The organism is Neolewinella marina, assembly GCF_002631205.1.
Taxonomy (GTDB): domain Bacteria; phylum Bacteroidota; class Bacteroidia; order Chitinophagales; family Saprospiraceae; genus Neolewinella; species Neolewinella marina.
The window spans coordinates 210,828-224,199 of the sequence record NZ_PDLO01000005.1 but is presented as its reverse complement, the minus strand read 5'-3'; the positions used below and the strand labels follow the sequence as shown (position 1 = coordinate 224,199).

Here is a 13,372-nt window from a genome sequence, read left to right as displayed (position 1 = left end):
GTGTGAAAGCCGGTTATATGCTGGAGTAATGACATTCCGGAGGCCTCCCTCCCGCCACGTAACCCGTAATTGTCCGGGGTACTGCTGATTGAGACGCGGAAATACTGATCTTGTCACATATCGGTGCAACCCCCCGGAGGGCGCTTCGTCCCTAGGGTACAAATGCACATTAACCGTGGGAGCTCACCCAACCCGAATAACCATGCCGACCGCCGCCGAATACCGCGATACCCACCGCGAGATCGTTCTCGGATGTCAGCGTAAGGACCGCAATGCCCAACGGCAGTTATACAGTCACTACGCCAAGCCGATGTACAACCTCTGCCTGAGAATGCTCAAGCACAGCCACGACGCGGAAGACGTGTTGCAGGTGGCCTTCGTGACCATCTTCTCCCGCATCGACACCTTCAACTTCGAAGCATCGATCAGCGCCTGGATAAAAAGGGTGGTGGTGAACCGATGTATCGACCATTTGAAAAAGCGTCGACTGCTCACCATCGACCTCGACCCCGGCCGCCACGAAGCGGCCGCCGTTGTGGATGAGCCGGTGTACTCGGAAGAAAACGGCTACACCGTGGAGCGCATCAAGCGGGCCATGGACCACCTCAGCGAAGGCTACCGGGTGGTGCTGACCCTTTACCTGTTCGAGGGGTACGACCACGAGGAGATCGCCCAGATCCTGGGCATCAGCCCCGGTACCTCCAAATCACAGTACAGCCGGGCCCGCAAGCGCCTGGCGCAGTTGTTAATCGAAAATAAACCATCATGAACCACGACCAGCTCGAACGATTCATCCGGGAAAACCGCGGTGACTTCGACGGTGATACACCGCCCGCCGGCCTGTGGAACCGCATCCAGACTTCCCTGACCAACGACGGTGGGGGAGACGGAGAGCGGCAGGACCCCCTCGCGGAGTTCATCGTCAAGAACCGCGAGGCCTTCGAAACCGCCACGCCGCCCCCCCGGCTTGCCGAGGCCCTGTTCGCCCCGGCCGCGGCATCCGTCAAGACGCTGCAGCGGCGCCCGCGGCGGCGGCGTCGCTTCCTGGGCTACCTCATGGCCGTAGCCGCCTCCTTCCTGCTGTTGTTCCTGGCCTACACCTTCGGCACCCGCACGGGTTACCGGGCGGGACAGGAAATGCAGGTGGCCGAGCAACTCGAAGCCATGAACCCCGAACTGGCCGAAGCCGAGCGCTTTTACCGCCAGCGCATCGCCAGCGAGTTCACCAAGGTGAGCCAGCTCAACGACGACCCCCAGCTGCGGCACGACCTGCAGCAAATCGACGAGGCCACCGAGCAGCTTCGCCGCGAATTGCTGGAGGTGCCGGTATCCCAGCGCCACGTGCTGGTCAACCAGCTCATCGCTACCTACCGCACCAAGCTCGATATCCTGCTGCGCATCCAGCAGCACTTTCCCAATCCCAATGCCCCCGCCGAACCGGCGTCCACCACCAATATTCCTTCCCATGAAAGTTAACCTTACCCTGCTGTTTTTGCTGCTGCTCGCGCTGCCCGGCATTGCCCTGGCGCGACCGGGCACGGTATTCGAGAAAAAGATCTCGGAATCCTTCCCCATCCGCAGCGACGGGCAGGTGCGCCTCGACAACCGCTACGGTGAGATCAAGGTCGTGACCTGGTCCCAGCCCCGCGTCAAAATCGACGTGCTCATCCAGGTCGAAGCCGCCGACAAGGACGAATTCCAGGAGGTGCTCAATCGCATCGACGTGGCTCTGAGCGGCGGCAACAACATGGTCTCTGGCGTCACCACCATCAACTCCAAACGCAGCAGCGGCAGCTGGTGGAGCTTCATCACCAACAGCGGAGGCTCCAACGACTTCAAGATCTACTACACCGTCAACCTGCCGGCGACCGTCAAACTCGAGGTCGACGCCCGCTACTGCGACGTGGAACTGCCCAACCTGACCGGGGAAACCGACCTGGACGTGGGCTACGGCGACCTGGTCGCCGGCCGGCTCAGCGCCCGCAGCATGGTCGACGTCAGCTACGGCTCGGCCCGTATCGAGCGGCTGGGCGCGAACAGTACCCTCAAGCTGCGCTACAGCGAGGGCACCGTCCGCAATGCCGGCGACCTGCGCTACGACGGCCGCTACAGTGAGGTGCGCTTCGGAACGGTGGGCGTGCTCCATCTGGACGTGGGCTACGACGAGGTGGAAGTGGAATCCGCCGAGGCCGTACACCTGACCGGCAGCTACAACGAGCTCTCGGTGGAGCAGACCGCCGCCGCCTACCTGAAGGGCAACTACACCGACTTCAACCTGGGTACCGTGACCCGCCGCCTGGAAATGGAGGGCAGCTACGGCGACCTCGAGGTGGAACGGCTGGCCGCCGGGTTCGAACGGGTGGACGTGCGGGTAGCCTACTCCGACGTGCAGATTAACGTCGACGATTCCGCCGGCTACACCCTCGACCTGAGCGCCCGCTACGGGGACATCGATGCCCCGACTTCCTCCCTGGACAACCGCGACGTGCGCAGCGAGGGCAGCTCCGAATCCGTAAAGGGCCGCAAGTCCGGCACCGGCAACGGCACCATCAAGATTGCCGTCTCCTACGGGGACATCGAAATTTACTAACCCCACCCCCCCAAACAGAACGAGGGCTGATGCCGGGTCGCTACCCGGAGCATCAGCCCTCGCTTCGTTTGTGGAGGTTCGCTCTGGCGGATGCCTAGAGCCCCATCAGCAGCAGGGTGGGATCTTCCAGCAGTTCCTTGACCTTCACCAGGAAGGTGACCGAGGAGCTGCCGTCGATGACGCGGTGGTCGTAGCTGAGGGCGATGTACATCATGGGGCGGATGACCACCTGGCCGTTGACCGCGATGGGCCGCTCGATGATGTTGTGCATGCCCAGGATGGCCGACTGCGGCTTGTTGATGATGGGCGTACTCATCATGCTGCCGAAGACACCGCCGTTGGTGATGGTGAAGGTGCCGCCGGTCATTTCCTCGATGCTCAACTTGTTGTCGCGGGCCTTGGCGGCCAGTTCCTTCAGTTTCTTTTCGATGTCGGCGAAGTGCAGCGACTCGATGTTGTGGATGGGGGGCACCACCAGTCCGGTGGGGGTGGATACCGCGAAGCTGATGTCGACGAAATCGTGGTAGGTCAGCTCCTTCTCGTCGTCGCTGATGTGGGCGTTCACGTCGGGCATCTCCATGAGCACCTGGGCGCAGGCCTTGGCGAAGATGGACATGAAGCCGAGCTTGACGCCGTACTTGGCCACGAACTTGTCCTGCACCTTTTTCCGCAGTTCCATGACTTCACTCAGGTCCACCTCATTGAAGGTGGTGAGCATGGCGGTTTCGTTCTTGGCGCTGACCAGGCGGGAGGCGATGGTGCGGCGCATGCGGCTCATCTTTTCCGTGCGGGTGCTGCGGGAGAAGGATTCCTGGCCGGTGGAGGGGGCGGCGGTCTTCTTGCTGGTGTCGGTCACCTTGGTGGCGGCGGCCGGCGGGGCGGCAGCGGGTTTGGTGGCCGACTGGGCGTCCTCCTTGGTGATGCGACCGTCGCGACCACTGCCGTTGATGGCGGTGGGGTCGATGTCTTTTTCCCGCAGGATCTTGGCCGCGGCGGGGCTGGGGGTGCCGCTGGCGTAGGTAGCCTGCTTCTCCGGGGAGGCGCTGGCCTGCTGCTGGGGTTGCTCCTGCGGCTGGGCGGCCGGGGCGGGAGCGGCCGGCGCATCGTCGTCGGATTCCTCGCTGACGCTGGTGTCGATCTTGGCGACCAGGGCTCCGATCTTGAGGTCATCGCCTTCAGCGGCGACGTAGATCAGTTTGCCGGAGGCTTCGGCCGGGAACTCCAGGGTGGCCTTGTCGGACTCGAACTCACAGATCGGCTCGTCGAGCTCCACGAAATCGCCGTCGCCCTTTAACCACTCGGAGAGCGTGACCTCGGTGACCGATTCTCCAATGACGGGGACTTTCATTTCGACGATACTCATAGCGGGGCGGACTTTCGTGGGTTAACGCGGGAAGGGGGTTGCGGTTGAGGGGGTAAAGGTACATCTTCTGCCTTGAGTTCGATGATACCTCTACTTCCTGCCACCGACGAAATTTCGGGGCGGGGCGGGCCCATCGGTGCCGGGGTGGTACTTTTGTTGAAACTACGTTTTCCACAGCTCGTCCAACGCCCAGTGGTCGGACCACTCCCTACCGCTCCCCCCGCTACCTCATGGCCCGCCCCCAACCCTATTCCCGCTTCCGCTACTGGCTGAGCTACCTCTGGGAGCAATCGCTGGAGGTGACGGCCAGCGACTACAACGCCTACCTGGAGGTCTGCCTCGTGCACGGCCGGCTGCAGCTGGTGGCCGAGGATGCCATTTACAGCTTCGGGGACTACTACCTGAACTTCCGCAAGATCTTCGAGGTCTTCGACTTCGACCGGCTCCCCGAGCGGGCCTCGGTGCTGGTACTTGGCCTGGGGCTGGGCAGCATCCCCGAGTTGCTGGAGCGCCACGTGGGGCTGGAGTATTCCTACGTGGCCGTAGAGATCGACCCGGTGATCATCGAGCTGGCCAGTGAGTACAGCCTGCCGGCGTTGTCCTCCCCCGTGGAGGTGGTACAGGCGGACGCCCTGGCCTTCCTGCAGGCGGACGAGCGGCGCTTCGACCTCATCTGCGTGGACGTCTTCCAGGACGCCACCGTGCCGGGCCACCTCGACGGGGCCGGTTTCGTGCAGCTGCTGCGCGATTCCCTGCGGCCCGGCGGCGCCCTGATCTACAACCGGCTGGCGGCCAGTCTACCGGACCGCACCGCCGCCCGGGGCTATTTTGAAGCGGTCTTTGCACCCGCGTTCCCCGCCCCCCACCTGTACGATACCGGAGGGAATTACTTGCTGGTAAACGACCGGCAATTTCTTACATTAACGTCATGAAGCGTATCTGTCCTGAATGCGGGGAGGAATACACGGGCCGCTCCGACAAGAAGTACTGTTCGGCCCCCTGCCGGGCCAGCCACCACAACCGCGCCCGCGCCGGGGAACTGTCGTTCCAGCGCAGCGTCAACAATATCCTGCGCAACAACCGCAACGTACTGGCGGAGTTGAACCCGGACGGGAAAGCGAACGTGCGCCGCGATCGAATGATCGACCGCGGCTTCAAGTTCCGCTACTTCACCAATGAATACGTGACCCGCAACGGCACCCTCTATCACTTCTGCTACGACTACGGCTACCGCGTAGAGGAGGGCGACTGGGTACTAGTGATCAAGCGGCAGGAGTACGTGGAATAGCCCCCCCCCTTTAAGGAAACAACCGCCGGATGGCCGCCTCCCGGGCCCGGAAGATGCCCTCCACCTGCCGGCGGACGAGCAGTCGGTTGGCCAGGGAGCCGAGCGGACCCAGCGGTACCTGGTAGTGGAGTATATCGTGCATCTCGGTAGTGTGGTCGTCCAGGGCCCGAAAGTGGTGCTGGTGGTGCCAGAGGGCGAAGGGGCCCACCCGCTGGTCGTCGATGAAGTGACGGTGGTGGGCGATGTGGGTGATCTCCGTTACCCAGTCGGTGGTAAACCCCCGGAAGGGCGTCACCCGGTACTGGATGATCATGCCTTCGTACATCTCCACGCCCGCGACCGGGGAACGGATCTCGAAGTGGACATCCGGCGGGGTGAGCTTTTCCAGGTTTTCCGGGCGACTGAAGAAGTCCCAGGTCTCGGCCAGTGACCGGGGGACGGTGGTGGTGAAGGTGAGGCGACGGGGCGACATGGCAGAGGGGGTTGACCGGTAGGCGACAAAGCGTAGCGAAAGGAAAAGAGCGCCTGGGCCGTATTGTTCCGTATTTTGTTTGTTAACTATAATTTATCAACAAAGATTGATGAGGTCCTGCGTAAGGGCAGTATATTTGTGCGCGCATTGCGTATACCTTTGACGCTCTCTTACACACACCTTAAAGCACAACATCATGCAAGCACAATCACAAACCCGCTACAGCGATGAAGAGCTGGCGGAATTCAAAGCCATCATCGATGCCAAGCTGGCCGAGGCCCGCAAGCAGCTCCAGTTCTACCTGGACCAGATGACCGAGCAGACCAACAGCGAGGACGGCAAACTGCGCGGCCTCGACGACGGCACCGGTACCATGGCCAACGAAGAACTCCACCGTCTGGCCAGCCGGCAGCAGCAGCTGATCCAGCACCTGGAGAACGCCCTGCTGCGCATCCAGAACAAGGTGTACGGCATCTGCCGGGTGACCGGAGAGCTCATCAGCGCCGAGCGGCTGCGCATTGTGCCCCACACTACCCTGAGCATCCACGCGAAGCAAAACCGCTAGGCGCGGCCGGGTGCATGAACCGTAAGGCCATTGTATTCCTGGTTCTCCTTACGGTGTTGCTGCTCGACCAAGGGCTCAAGTTCTGGGTGAAAACCCACCTGCATTACGGTGAAGAGTTTGGTATTCTGGGCAGCCGTTACGCCCTCATCCACTTCGTGGAGAACAACGGCATGGCCTTCGGCCTCAGCTTCGGCGGCCGAACGGGCAAGCTCCTCCTGAGTCTGTTCCGCTTCGGGGCCGTGATCCTGCTTGCCTACTACTTGTGGCAACTGCTCCGGCAGCGCGCCAGCCGCCTTTTGGTGGCCGCCTTCGCCTTCATCGAGGCCGGCGCCCTGGGCAACATCATCGACAGCATCTTCTACGGGGTGTTGTTCTCCGAGTCGGCCCCCCACACCGGCGTGGCCCGTTTCCTGCCCCCCGGCGGCGGCTACGAGTCGCTCTTCCACGGCCGGGTGGTGGACATGCTGTACCTGCCACTGGTGTACGGGGTATACCCCGACTGGGTGCCCTTCGTTGGGGGCAATTCCTTCCTGTTTTTCCGGCCGATCTTTAACGTGGCCGACGTGAGCATTACCGTGGGGGTGATCCTGTTGCTGGCCTACTATTACCTGCGCCGCTGACGGGGCGGATGTCACGGCAGGGTAGCAATTTGCGTTTGGCCGTGCCCGGGCCGGGTTCTCCGTGGTAGCGCCCTTACCTTTGCGTCCCGAAAACGCTACCCCTTGCTTCGCTTATCCTCCAACACCACGCTTTTTCTCAAGCTGTTCCTGCCGGTTTTCTGGACCACCGTCATGGTGGGCGTGACGCTGGTAGCCTGGTTCGCACCCGAGCATTACTTCGGCGGGGTACCCCTGCAATCGCTGCGCTACGGCGTGCTTTTCCTGCTGCTGACGGGGGTGGGCACCTTCTGGCTGGCCTTCTGGCCCCTGAAGCGGATCGAGACGGACGGGGAATTCCTCTACGTGACCGATTACTTCCGCACCGCCCGCTACAACCTGCTGCAGGACGTGGAGGAGATCCGGGAAAGCCGCTTTCTGTTCCTGAAGGTCTGTTCCGTGCGGCTGCGCGGCGCGGGCATTTTCGGCCGGCGCTTGCGGTTCGTGGCTTCCCGCAAGCAGTTCGACACCTTTCGGCGGGAGTTCGCGGGTGCCGTGAAATTCGGTTAGGCCCGTCCGCCTAGAGCCGGGTGTTGATCACGTTGTTGTAGAGGGATCCGAAGGTATAGCTGAATCCGAAGCGGATGTCGGCGCTGTAGTTGGTGGCCAGCTGGGCCTGTCCGAGCAGGATGTCCTCGATGCTGGCCTCTCCCTTGGCCAGGCTGATCTGGTCGTTGATGATGTTGTAGCTCCCCCCGACGTTGAACGATAACCCTTTGATGAGGCGCACGTTGGCGCGGGCGTCCATGGACAGCCGGTTCTTCTTGAAGTCGTTCATGTAGTTCCCGGCGGCGACGCCGGCGAAGATGGAGCCCCACCGCTGCCGCAGCCGCAGGTTGATGTCGAGGCTCTGGCGCGCCAGGCTCTCCTCGGTTTTCAGGAAAATGGTCTCCTCGGTATACACGTTGCGTACCCAGCCGAGGCGGTAGGCGATGGTGAATTCCTTGAAGGGCACCTGGTTGTAGTCGTAGATGTTGTACTCGATGGCCGGCGAGAGACGGATGCCGAAGTCGATGTTCTGGTAGGTCGAGGAGTTCATGCTGTTGAACAGTCCCACCGACCAGTGATTGCCGATGCTCTTGATGGCCTTGGCCTCGTACCATTGGTCGCGGCGGATGGAGGTGAGCTGGCCGCCGTCCTTGTTGATCTTCTCGATGCGGTAGTAGAAGTTGGGGCTGAACCGCAGTCGCCAGTCGGGGGTGGTGCGGTCTGCCTCGAAGCCCAGCCGGAGGTCGTTGCGACTGCGCTGGCTCTCCACGTCGGCGCTGAAGCTCGCGTTGGCCTCGAAGATCCAGTTGTTCCAGTTGTCTACCATTTCCGAATCCTCGTCGGAGGCCTCCTCGGGGGCGGGGGGGGCCTCGGCGGTCAGGTCTACCAGGTCGGCGTAGTCGGTGCCCGCCAGGAAGCCGGCGAGGCCGAGCTCGATGCGCTTGTTGAGGTATTCGTCGCGTTCCAGCCCCGTCATGACGGCCGTGGTGGACACCTTGAAGTTGAGGCTGTTGCCGGCCAGCTCCTGCTGCCCCTTGAACTGGAGGTCGTAAACGCGGCCGCCGTTGCTCAGGTAGTTGGTGACGATGAAGAGGTTTACCTGGGCGTTGACCGGGTCGATGGTGTGGTTGACGTAGTTCAGCTCCTGCTTCAGCAACGTTTTGTTGCAATCGCATTCGGTGAACAGATTCAGTCGTTTCTGACCGTGACTTGCTGACGGCAATAGCAGGGCAAGCGCCAGAATGGCGTGGATCAAAACAACTTTCATCGACTGGGTAGTTAAACCGCGAAAATATAGCAAGACGAGGGGGTTTGTCAACCCCATGCACACCCCATTTTGCCGGCGGGTCAGTGGTTCCGGACCGCCTGCAGGGCTTGTTTGTACACCCGTAACGCGCGTTCGCGGCCGAACTTGTGCTCCACCAGGGGCTCGTCCGGATAATCCGGAGTGCCGAATTCCGACACCCAACGCTTTACGTAGCGGTACTCCGGGTCGAATTTGCGCTGTTGGCTTTCGTAGTTGAAGATGCGGAAATAGGGCTGGGCGTCCACCCCGCTGCCGGCCGCCCACTGCCAGCCTCCGTTGTTGCTGGCCAGTTCGTAATCCAGCAATTTATCGGCGAAGTAGGCCTCCCCCCACCGCCAGTCGATCAGCAGGTGTTTGGTCAGGTAGCTCGCTACGATCATCCGGACGCGGTTGTGCATGAAGCCGGTTTCGTTCAGTTGCCGCATGCCCGCATCTACGATGGGTACCCCGGTCCGGCCGGCGCACCAGGCGGCAAATTCTTCCTCGTCGTTCCGCCAGGGGATGGCGTCGTACTCCGGCCGGAAACTCCCGTACGCCACCCGGGGGTGGGCCTGGAGGACGTTGGAGTAGAAGTCGCGCCAGATGAGTTCCTTTAGCAGGGTATCGTTGGTGGCCCGGGCCTCCCGCGCCTTTTGGCGGACGCTCACCGTGCCGTGGCGCAGGTGAATCCCCCAGCGGGTAGTACCCTCCACGGCGGGGAAGTCGCGGTTTCGGCCGTAGGCTTCCAGCAATTCCCGCGGCGGATCGGGCGGGGGCAGGTAGGTTTCGGTAGGGGAGAAGCCCATTTCCTCGAGGGTGGGTACGGGGTGCTGCGTAGGGGATTGGTGCAGACTTCCGGCGTAGCGCTCGGTGGGGTAGGGGGCCAGGTAAAAACTGACGTCGGCTTCCCCCCGGCGGATCAGGCGGCTGTCGAGGCGGCGCAGCCAGCTGCGCATATAGGGGGTGAAGACGGTATAGGATCCCCCGGCCTGTTTCTCCACTTCCTCACTTTCAAAGATGACGTGGTCCTTGTAGGTCCGAAAGGGAATCTTGCGTTCGGCCAGCAGGTCGGCTACCGCCTGGTCGCGTTCCAGGGCGTAGGGTTCGTAGTCGCGGTTCGTGTATACGGCGTTGGGGCGGTATTCGTCGCGCAGTTGCTTCCAGATCTCTACCGGGTCCCCGTAAAAGGTCAGCAGCGTACTCCCATAGTCGCGATACCATTCCGCCAAACGGGCTACGCTACGCTGGATAAAGGTCACCCGGGCATCGGAGCGGCTGGGCAGTTTATCCAGGATATTGCGGTCGAATATAAAAACGGGTACTACCTCCTCATTCCTCTTCAGGGCGTGGTAGAGGCCGGCGTTGTCCGGAAAGCGGAGGTCGCGGCGGTGCCAGAAGAGGGTCATTGAATGTGTCCTTGTGTTACAGCTTCATGATGGCTGCCCGTTCATAAATACTGACCCGCCAACTGCGTACTGCCGTACTGTTGTACTGCCGTACCGTTACACCTCATCAGGATCCTCGTATTCCACCCGAAACTTCTCGATCATATCCTCCGAGAGGCTGTCCGCGTAGACCCCGTAGGCATCGACCAGCAGGCCCTTGGTTCCGTCGGCGGCTTCGATACCGTAGAGGACGGAGTTGTCGTCCGGGTTGCTCATCCCCTCGAAGCGGTAGGCGTGGGTGATGGTGAAGTCCTCGGGGCGGTAGTTGTTCTGGTTTTGCTTGCATTCCAGCGACTCCGATTTCTGGTTGAAGTCGGCGGTATAGCCCTTGCTTTTGAGGTCTTCGATAGCGTAGGACAGGCTTTCGTAATTATTGTCTTGCAGGATTGGCACGGTCGGATGTTATGGTGTGCTGGTATAAGTGCCTTCCCCCCCCGTCGGTTCACATCCTACAGGGCGTAAAACAGCGCCGCCTGCCCACCGTAGCCCCGGCGGATGCTGGTGGAGGCCTGGCTTTCCCCGGGTTTGATCAGGTTGCTGAACCCCTGTCGGTAGCGGCCGTCCACCTGCAGGGTGAGGGGGCCAATCTCCAGGTTGAGGCCCAGCCCGGCCACCAGCCCGTAGTTGATGCGGAAGGGCAGCTCGCGGCCGTAGTAGGTGTTGGCGGGCTGAGTAGCCGGGTCGTATCCCGGGGGCAGGGACTCCCGCTCGGCCAGGGGGGCAGACAGGTAGGGGCCAATCTGGAACAGGGGCTGTACCACCCCGCGGCCGACGCTGAACTGGGTCAGGATGAGGAGCTCGGCGTAGTCGGTCTGCCGTTCGTAGGCGCCGGCGGTGCCGAGGTCTTCCCGCCAGCCGGCGCGGTCGTAGGCGAGCTCCGCCTGGAATCCGACCAGCTGGCGGTCGAAGTAGCGCAGCGCCACCCCCGCGCGCTGGCCGGGATAGGTGGTCACGCTGGCGTTCGGGGTGAAATCCACTTCCTGGTAGGCCTGACCGGCCACCACCCCCAACTGAAACCGCCGGTAATCGACACTGTCCAACTGCGCCAGGGCGAGTTGGGAAAGGAACAGCAGCGGCAGGATTCGGAGCAGGTGGAGCATAGGTAGGGTACGGGGCGGCCACAAGGTAAACCGGCAAAGTGGCATCCCGCTCAGGACGAAACCTCCGCCGGAAGCGTTAAAGGGGTATGATCTTGCGCTGGATACTCCCGTTGTGGTTGTGCTGCCTTACCATCCCCGCTTTCGCACAGGGGGACCCGGCGGTGGCCGATTTATACGTGGACCCGGTCGGCAAGCCCTACTTCTTGCTGGAAGACGACCGCCTGGTCACCGGAAACCCGCTTGGGGTAAATACCTACAGCTTTTACGACAGCAGCCTGGGTAGCCCGGACTACGTGGACGTAACCAACCCCTTCCAAATCCTGGTCTACTACCGCGAATACGGCACGGCGGTCGTACTCGACCGGACGCTGAGTGAATTGGACCGCATCGACCTGTTCGCTAACCCCAATATCCAGCAGCCCGGGGCCATCGCCCGCAGCTACGACAACGGCATCTGGGTGTTCGACAACTGGGACTACCGCCTGCTGCGCCTCGACGATTCCGGCCGCATCGATCAGCAAACCAACAACCTCCGCCTCCAACTCGGTATCGCGGCACCGCCCAGCGCCATCTTCGTCGACCGCAACGCCGTAATCCTGCACTTCCCCGACAAGAACCGATTGGCCGTCTTTACCAACTACGGGCAGTTCCAGTACTGGGTGGATACCCCCCCTGCGGAGCAGCTCTCCTGGTACGCCCCCCGGCTCCTGGGTACCTCCACCAGTCACGGGGAAGGCTGGCTGTGGTCACCGCCGGCGCGCAAGGTCCGGACCCTGTCGCGGCTACCCACCGCGGCGCGGACCGCCACCCGTATCCTGGCCGGCCCCGGAGGAGAGTACCTCGCCGTACAACCTGGAGTACCGGGGCTTAGCAGCGGGATGTTGGAAGAAAAAAACTAAACAACAATTTGTTTTAAATAGTCGGGCCGCCTAACTTTGTAGAACACGTTACGCTAAAGGTTGCACTAATGACTATCTCACTGACCCGTCTGACGGCCTTCGCCGCCAGGCACTGGCTCCGGCTTGGCCTTATCGGCTGCGCCCTCATTCTCCTCACCCAGAAGCAGGTAAACTTTAACCTCCGCCTGGGCCACCCCGACTACGAACCCGTGCCCGCTACGGCCCCCGTGCCGCCGGTAGAATCGACCGCGGAGGGGGAGCCGCCAACCTTCCTCACCCAGGACCAGGGCAACCGTCAGTCGTCGGGGGGCTTCTTCTCCCGGTTTAATTTCTTCGGCGGTGGGGAGGCCAGTCGCCTGGAGGCCCTGACGCAGCTTCCCGACCAGGAGGTAGCGGCCTTCATTACCCGTTTCCGTCACGTGGCGGAGGCGGAACAGGAGAAATTCGGCATTCCGGTCAGCATCACGCTGGCTACGGGGCTGTTGTACAGCAAGGCCGGGAAGGCCGCCGGGGCGCGGGATTACAACAATTTCTTTGGGCTGGACTGCTCAGGCGATTGGGGAGGCCCCACCGCCCGGGTAGCCGGAGATTGCGTGCGCAGCTACGAGACGGCCTGGACGAGTTTCCGCGACTTTAGTCTAGCGGTAACCGGGGGCAAGTTCGCCCGCCTGCGGGAATTCGGGCCGCGGGACTACCGCCGCTGGGCCGCCGGAATGGACGAACTCGGGTTCAACGGAACCGAGAACCTGGGCACCCAGCTGCAGCAGACGATCGACCGCTACCAGCTGTTCCGCTTCGACTAGGCTAAGGGGTAATTATTCCTCCTCGTCGAGCCCTTCGAAGAGCTGGTTGGCGAGCATGAAGTGGTACCACTTCAGCAGCCGCTTGACGTCGCTGGCGTGTACCCGCTCCTTGTCGTAGGTGGGCAGTACGTCCTCCAGGTAGTCGAAGAGCCGGTCGCTGGATTCGTTGGGGGCGGGGGCGGGATTGTCCTCCTGCTGCTCCTGCATGCGGCCGAAGACCTTGCGCAGCGGCTCGGCGTCGCCGTCCTGGGTGTAGATGGCCATGCTCTCCAGGGGGGCAAACTGGTGCTTGCGGGCGGGGGCGAAGTGCCGCTTCTTGGTTTCGATCTGCTCCACGATGATGCCACCCTTGCGCTCGGTGACGACGGTGTAGAGACCCGGGAGACCGGAAACGGCAATGATTTCGGCGAACTTCAT

At 62.1% G+C, this 13,372-nt stretch carries 17 protein-coding genes; 10 read left to right on the top strand and 7 right to left on the bottom strand.

Annotation, left to right across the window (positions count from 1 at the left end; genetic code table 11):
* The first annotated feature begins 202 nt into the window (after window positions 1-202).
* The 3 genes from CGL56_RS13120 to CGL56_RS13110 are packed head-to-tail and all read left to right on the top strand — an operon-like array spanning window position 203 to window position 2,590.
* Entirely contained in the window at window positions 203-769 is a 567-nt protein-coding gene (locus tag CGL56_RS13120) for an RNA polymerase sigma factor (protein WP_099107021.1), read from the top strand.
* Window positions 766-1,476 (top strand): hypothetical protein, encoded by a 711-nt coding sequence (locus tag CGL56_RS13115; RefSeq protein ID WP_099107020.1) that lies wholly within the window; start codon window positions 766-768, stop codon window positions 1,474-1,476. The genes CGL56_RS13120 and CGL56_RS13115 overlap by 4 nt, the downstream gene beginning before the upstream one ends.
* Window positions 1,466-2,590, top strand: coding sequence for a DUF4097 family beta strand repeat-containing protein (locus tag CGL56_RS13110; RefSeq protein ID WP_099107019.1), 1,125 nt, complete (start codon window positions 1,466-1,468; stop codon window positions 2,588-2,590). The genes CGL56_RS13115 and CGL56_RS13110 overlap by 11 nt, the downstream gene beginning before the upstream one ends.
* A 94-nt stretch (window positions 2,591-2,684) precedes the next feature.
* Here CGL56_RS13110 and odhB read toward each other — a convergent pair whose 3' ends face one another.
* Window positions 2,685-3,953 (bottom strand): 2-oxoglutarate dehydrogenase complex dihydrolipoyllysine-residue succinyltransferase, encoded by a 1,269-nt coding sequence (gene odhB, locus CGL56_RS13105; protein WP_099107018.1) that lies wholly within the window; start codon window positions 3,951-3,953, stop codon window positions 2,685-2,687.
* Window positions 3,954-4,183: 230 nt separating this feature from the next.
* On the opposite strand from odhB, the gene CGL56_RS13100 reads away from it, so the two are divergent.
* Both CGL56_RS13100 and CGL56_RS13095 read left to right on the top strand, forming a co-directional pair.
* A complete protein-coding gene (locus CGL56_RS13100; protein WP_099107017.1) occupies window positions 4,184-4,885 on the top strand; it encodes a spermidine synthase in 702 nt (233 codons plus the stop codon).
* Entirely contained in the window at window positions 4,882-5,241 is a 360-nt protein-coding gene (locus CGL56_RS13095; RefSeq protein ID WP_099107016.1) for a hypothetical protein, read from the top strand. The genes CGL56_RS13100 and CGL56_RS13095 overlap by 4 nt, the downstream gene beginning before the upstream one ends.
* A gap of 10 nt (window positions 5,242-5,251) precedes the next feature.
* Here the strand turns inward: CGL56_RS13095 and CGL56_RS13090 are convergent, their stop codons facing one another.
* Entirely contained in the window at window positions 5,252-5,713 is a 462-nt protein-coding gene (locus CGL56_RS13090; protein ID WP_099107015.1) for an SRPBCC family protein, read from the bottom strand.
* 196 nt (window positions 5,714-5,909) lie between these two features.
* Between CGL56_RS13090 and CGL56_RS13085 the strand changes: the two genes are divergently transcribed.
* The 3 genes from CGL56_RS13085 to CGL56_RS13075 all read left to right on the top strand — a co-directional run bounded on the left by CGL56_RS13085 (window position 5,910) and on the right by CGL56_RS13075 (window position 7,444).
* Window positions 5,910-6,278 (top strand): TraR/DksA family transcriptional regulator, encoded by a 369-nt coding sequence (locus CGL56_RS13085; protein WP_099107014.1) that lies wholly within the window; start codon window positions 5,910-5,912, stop codon window positions 6,276-6,278.
* A 14-nt stretch (window positions 6,279-6,292) separates the two neighbouring features.
* Window positions 6,293-6,898: a lipoprotein signal peptidase gene (locus CGL56_RS13080; protein ID WP_099107013.1), complete on the top strand. Its 606-nt coding sequence runs from the start codon at window positions 6,293-6,295 to the stop codon at window positions 6,896-6,898.
* A 102-nt stretch (window positions 6,899-7,000) separates the two neighbouring features.
* The gene (locus tag CGL56_RS13075; protein WP_099107012.1) at window positions 7,001-7,444 is read left to right on the top strand and encodes a hypothetical protein; all 444 of its coding nucleotides are present in this window, start codon (window positions 7,001-7,003) and stop codon (window positions 7,442-7,444) included.
* Window positions 7,445-7,454: 10 nt separating this feature from the next.
* Here CGL56_RS13075 and CGL56_RS13070 read toward each other — a convergent pair whose 3' ends face one another.
* The 4 genes from CGL56_RS13070 to CGL56_RS13055 all read right to left on the bottom strand — a co-directional run bounded on the left by CGL56_RS13070 (window position 7,455) and on the right by CGL56_RS13055 (window position 11,253).
* Window positions 7,455-8,690, bottom strand: coding sequence for a hypothetical protein (locus tag CGL56_RS13070; protein ID WP_143470732.1), 1,236 nt, complete (start codon window positions 8,688-8,690; stop codon window positions 7,455-7,457).
* An 80-nt stretch (window positions 8,691-8,770) separates the two neighbouring features.
* The gene (locus CGL56_RS13065; protein ID WP_099107010.1) at window positions 8,771-10,114 is read right to left on the bottom strand and encodes a cryptochrome/photolyase family protein; all 1,344 of its coding nucleotides are present in this window, start codon (window positions 10,112-10,114) and stop codon (window positions 8,771-8,773) included.
* A 96-nt stretch (window positions 10,115-10,210) separates the two neighbouring features.
* Complete coding sequence (locus tag CGL56_RS13060; RefSeq protein WP_222837673.1) at window positions 10,211-10,546, bottom strand: phosphoribosylpyrophosphate synthetase; 336 nt, start codon at window positions 10,544-10,546, stop codon at window positions 10,211-10,213.
* A 56-nt stretch (window positions 10,547-10,602) separates the two neighbouring features.
* A complete protein-coding gene (locus tag CGL56_RS13055) occupies window positions 10,603-11,253 on the bottom strand; it encodes a porin family protein (protein WP_167641584.1) in 651 nt (216 codons plus the stop codon).
* Between the two features lie 92 nt (window positions 11,254-11,345).
* On the opposite strand from CGL56_RS13055, the gene CGL56_RS13050 reads away from it, so the two are divergent.
* Both CGL56_RS13050 and CGL56_RS13045 read left to right on the top strand, forming a co-directional pair.
* Window positions 11,346-12,152, top strand: coding sequence for a hypothetical protein (locus tag CGL56_RS13050; protein WP_143470731.1), 807 nt, complete (start codon window positions 11,346-11,348; stop codon window positions 12,150-12,152).
* Window positions 12,153-12,220: 68 nt separating this feature from the next.
* Entirely contained in the window at window positions 12,221-12,955 is a 735-nt protein-coding gene (locus tag CGL56_RS13045; protein ID WP_099107007.1) for a glucosaminidase domain-containing protein, read from the top strand.
* A 12-nt stretch (window positions 12,956-12,967) separates the two neighbouring features.
* On the opposite strand, the gene CGL56_RS13040 is transcribed toward CGL56_RS13045, so the two are convergent.
* Window positions 12,968-13,372 (bottom strand): DUF5606 family protein, encoded by a 405-nt coding sequence (locus tag CGL56_RS13040; protein ID WP_099107006.1) that lies wholly within the window; start codon window positions 13,370-13,372, stop codon window positions 12,968-12,970.

Coding starts and splice junctions, on each gene's coding strand:
- CGL56_RS13080 (WP_099107013.1), top strand. CDS start 6,293: ATGAACCGTAAGGCCATTGTATTCCTGGTTCTCCTTACGGTGTTGCTG.
- CGL56_RS13110 (WP_099107019.1), top strand. CDS start 1,466: ATGAAAGTTAACCTTACCCTGCTGTTTTTGCTGCTGCTCGCGCTGCCC.
- CGL56_RS13100 (WP_099107017.1), top strand. CDS start 4,184: ATGGCCCGCCCCCAACCCTATTCCCGCTTCCGCTACTGGCTGAGCTAC.
- CGL56_RS13065 (WP_099107010.1), bottom strand. CDS start 10,114: ATGACCCTCTTCTGGCACCGCCGCGACCTCCGCTTTCCGGACAACGCC.
- CGL56_RS13045 (WP_099107007.1), top strand. CDS start 12,221: ATGACTATCTCACTGACCCGTCTGACGGCCTTCGCCGCCAGGCACTGG.
- CGL56_RS13115 (WP_099107020.1), top strand. CDS start 766: ATGAACCACGACCAGCTCGAACGATTCATCCGGGAAAACCGCGGTGAC.
- CGL56_RS13120 (WP_099107021.1), top strand. CDS start 203: ATGCCGACCGCCGCCGAATACCGCGATACCCACCGCGAGATCGTTCTC.
- CGL56_RS13070 (WP_143470732.1), bottom strand. CDS start 8,690: ATGAAAGTTGTTTTGATCCACGCCATTCTGGCGCTTGCCCTGCTATTG.
- odhB (WP_099107018.1), bottom strand. CDS start 3,953: ATGAGTATCGTCGAAATGAAAGTCCCCGTCATTGGAGAATCGGTCACC.
- CGL56_RS13090 (WP_099107015.1), bottom strand. CDS start 5,713: ATGTCGCCCCGTCGCCTCACCTTCACCACCACCGTCCCCCGGTCACTG.
- CGL56_RS13095 (WP_099107016.1), top strand. CDS start 4,882: ATGAAGCGTATCTGTCCTGAATGCGGGGAGGAATACACGGGCCGCTCC.
- CGL56_RS13040 (WP_099107006.1), bottom strand. CDS start 13,372: ATGAAGTTCGCCGAAATCATTGCCGTTTCCGGTCTCCCGGGTCTCTAC.
- CGL56_RS13085 (WP_099107014.1), top strand. CDS start 5,910: ATGCAAGCACAATCACAAACCCGCTACAGCGATGAAGAGCTGGCGGAA.
- CGL56_RS13055 (WP_167641584.1), bottom strand. CDS start 11,253: ATGCTCCACCTGCTCCGAATCCTGCCGCTGCTGTTCCTTTCCCAACTC.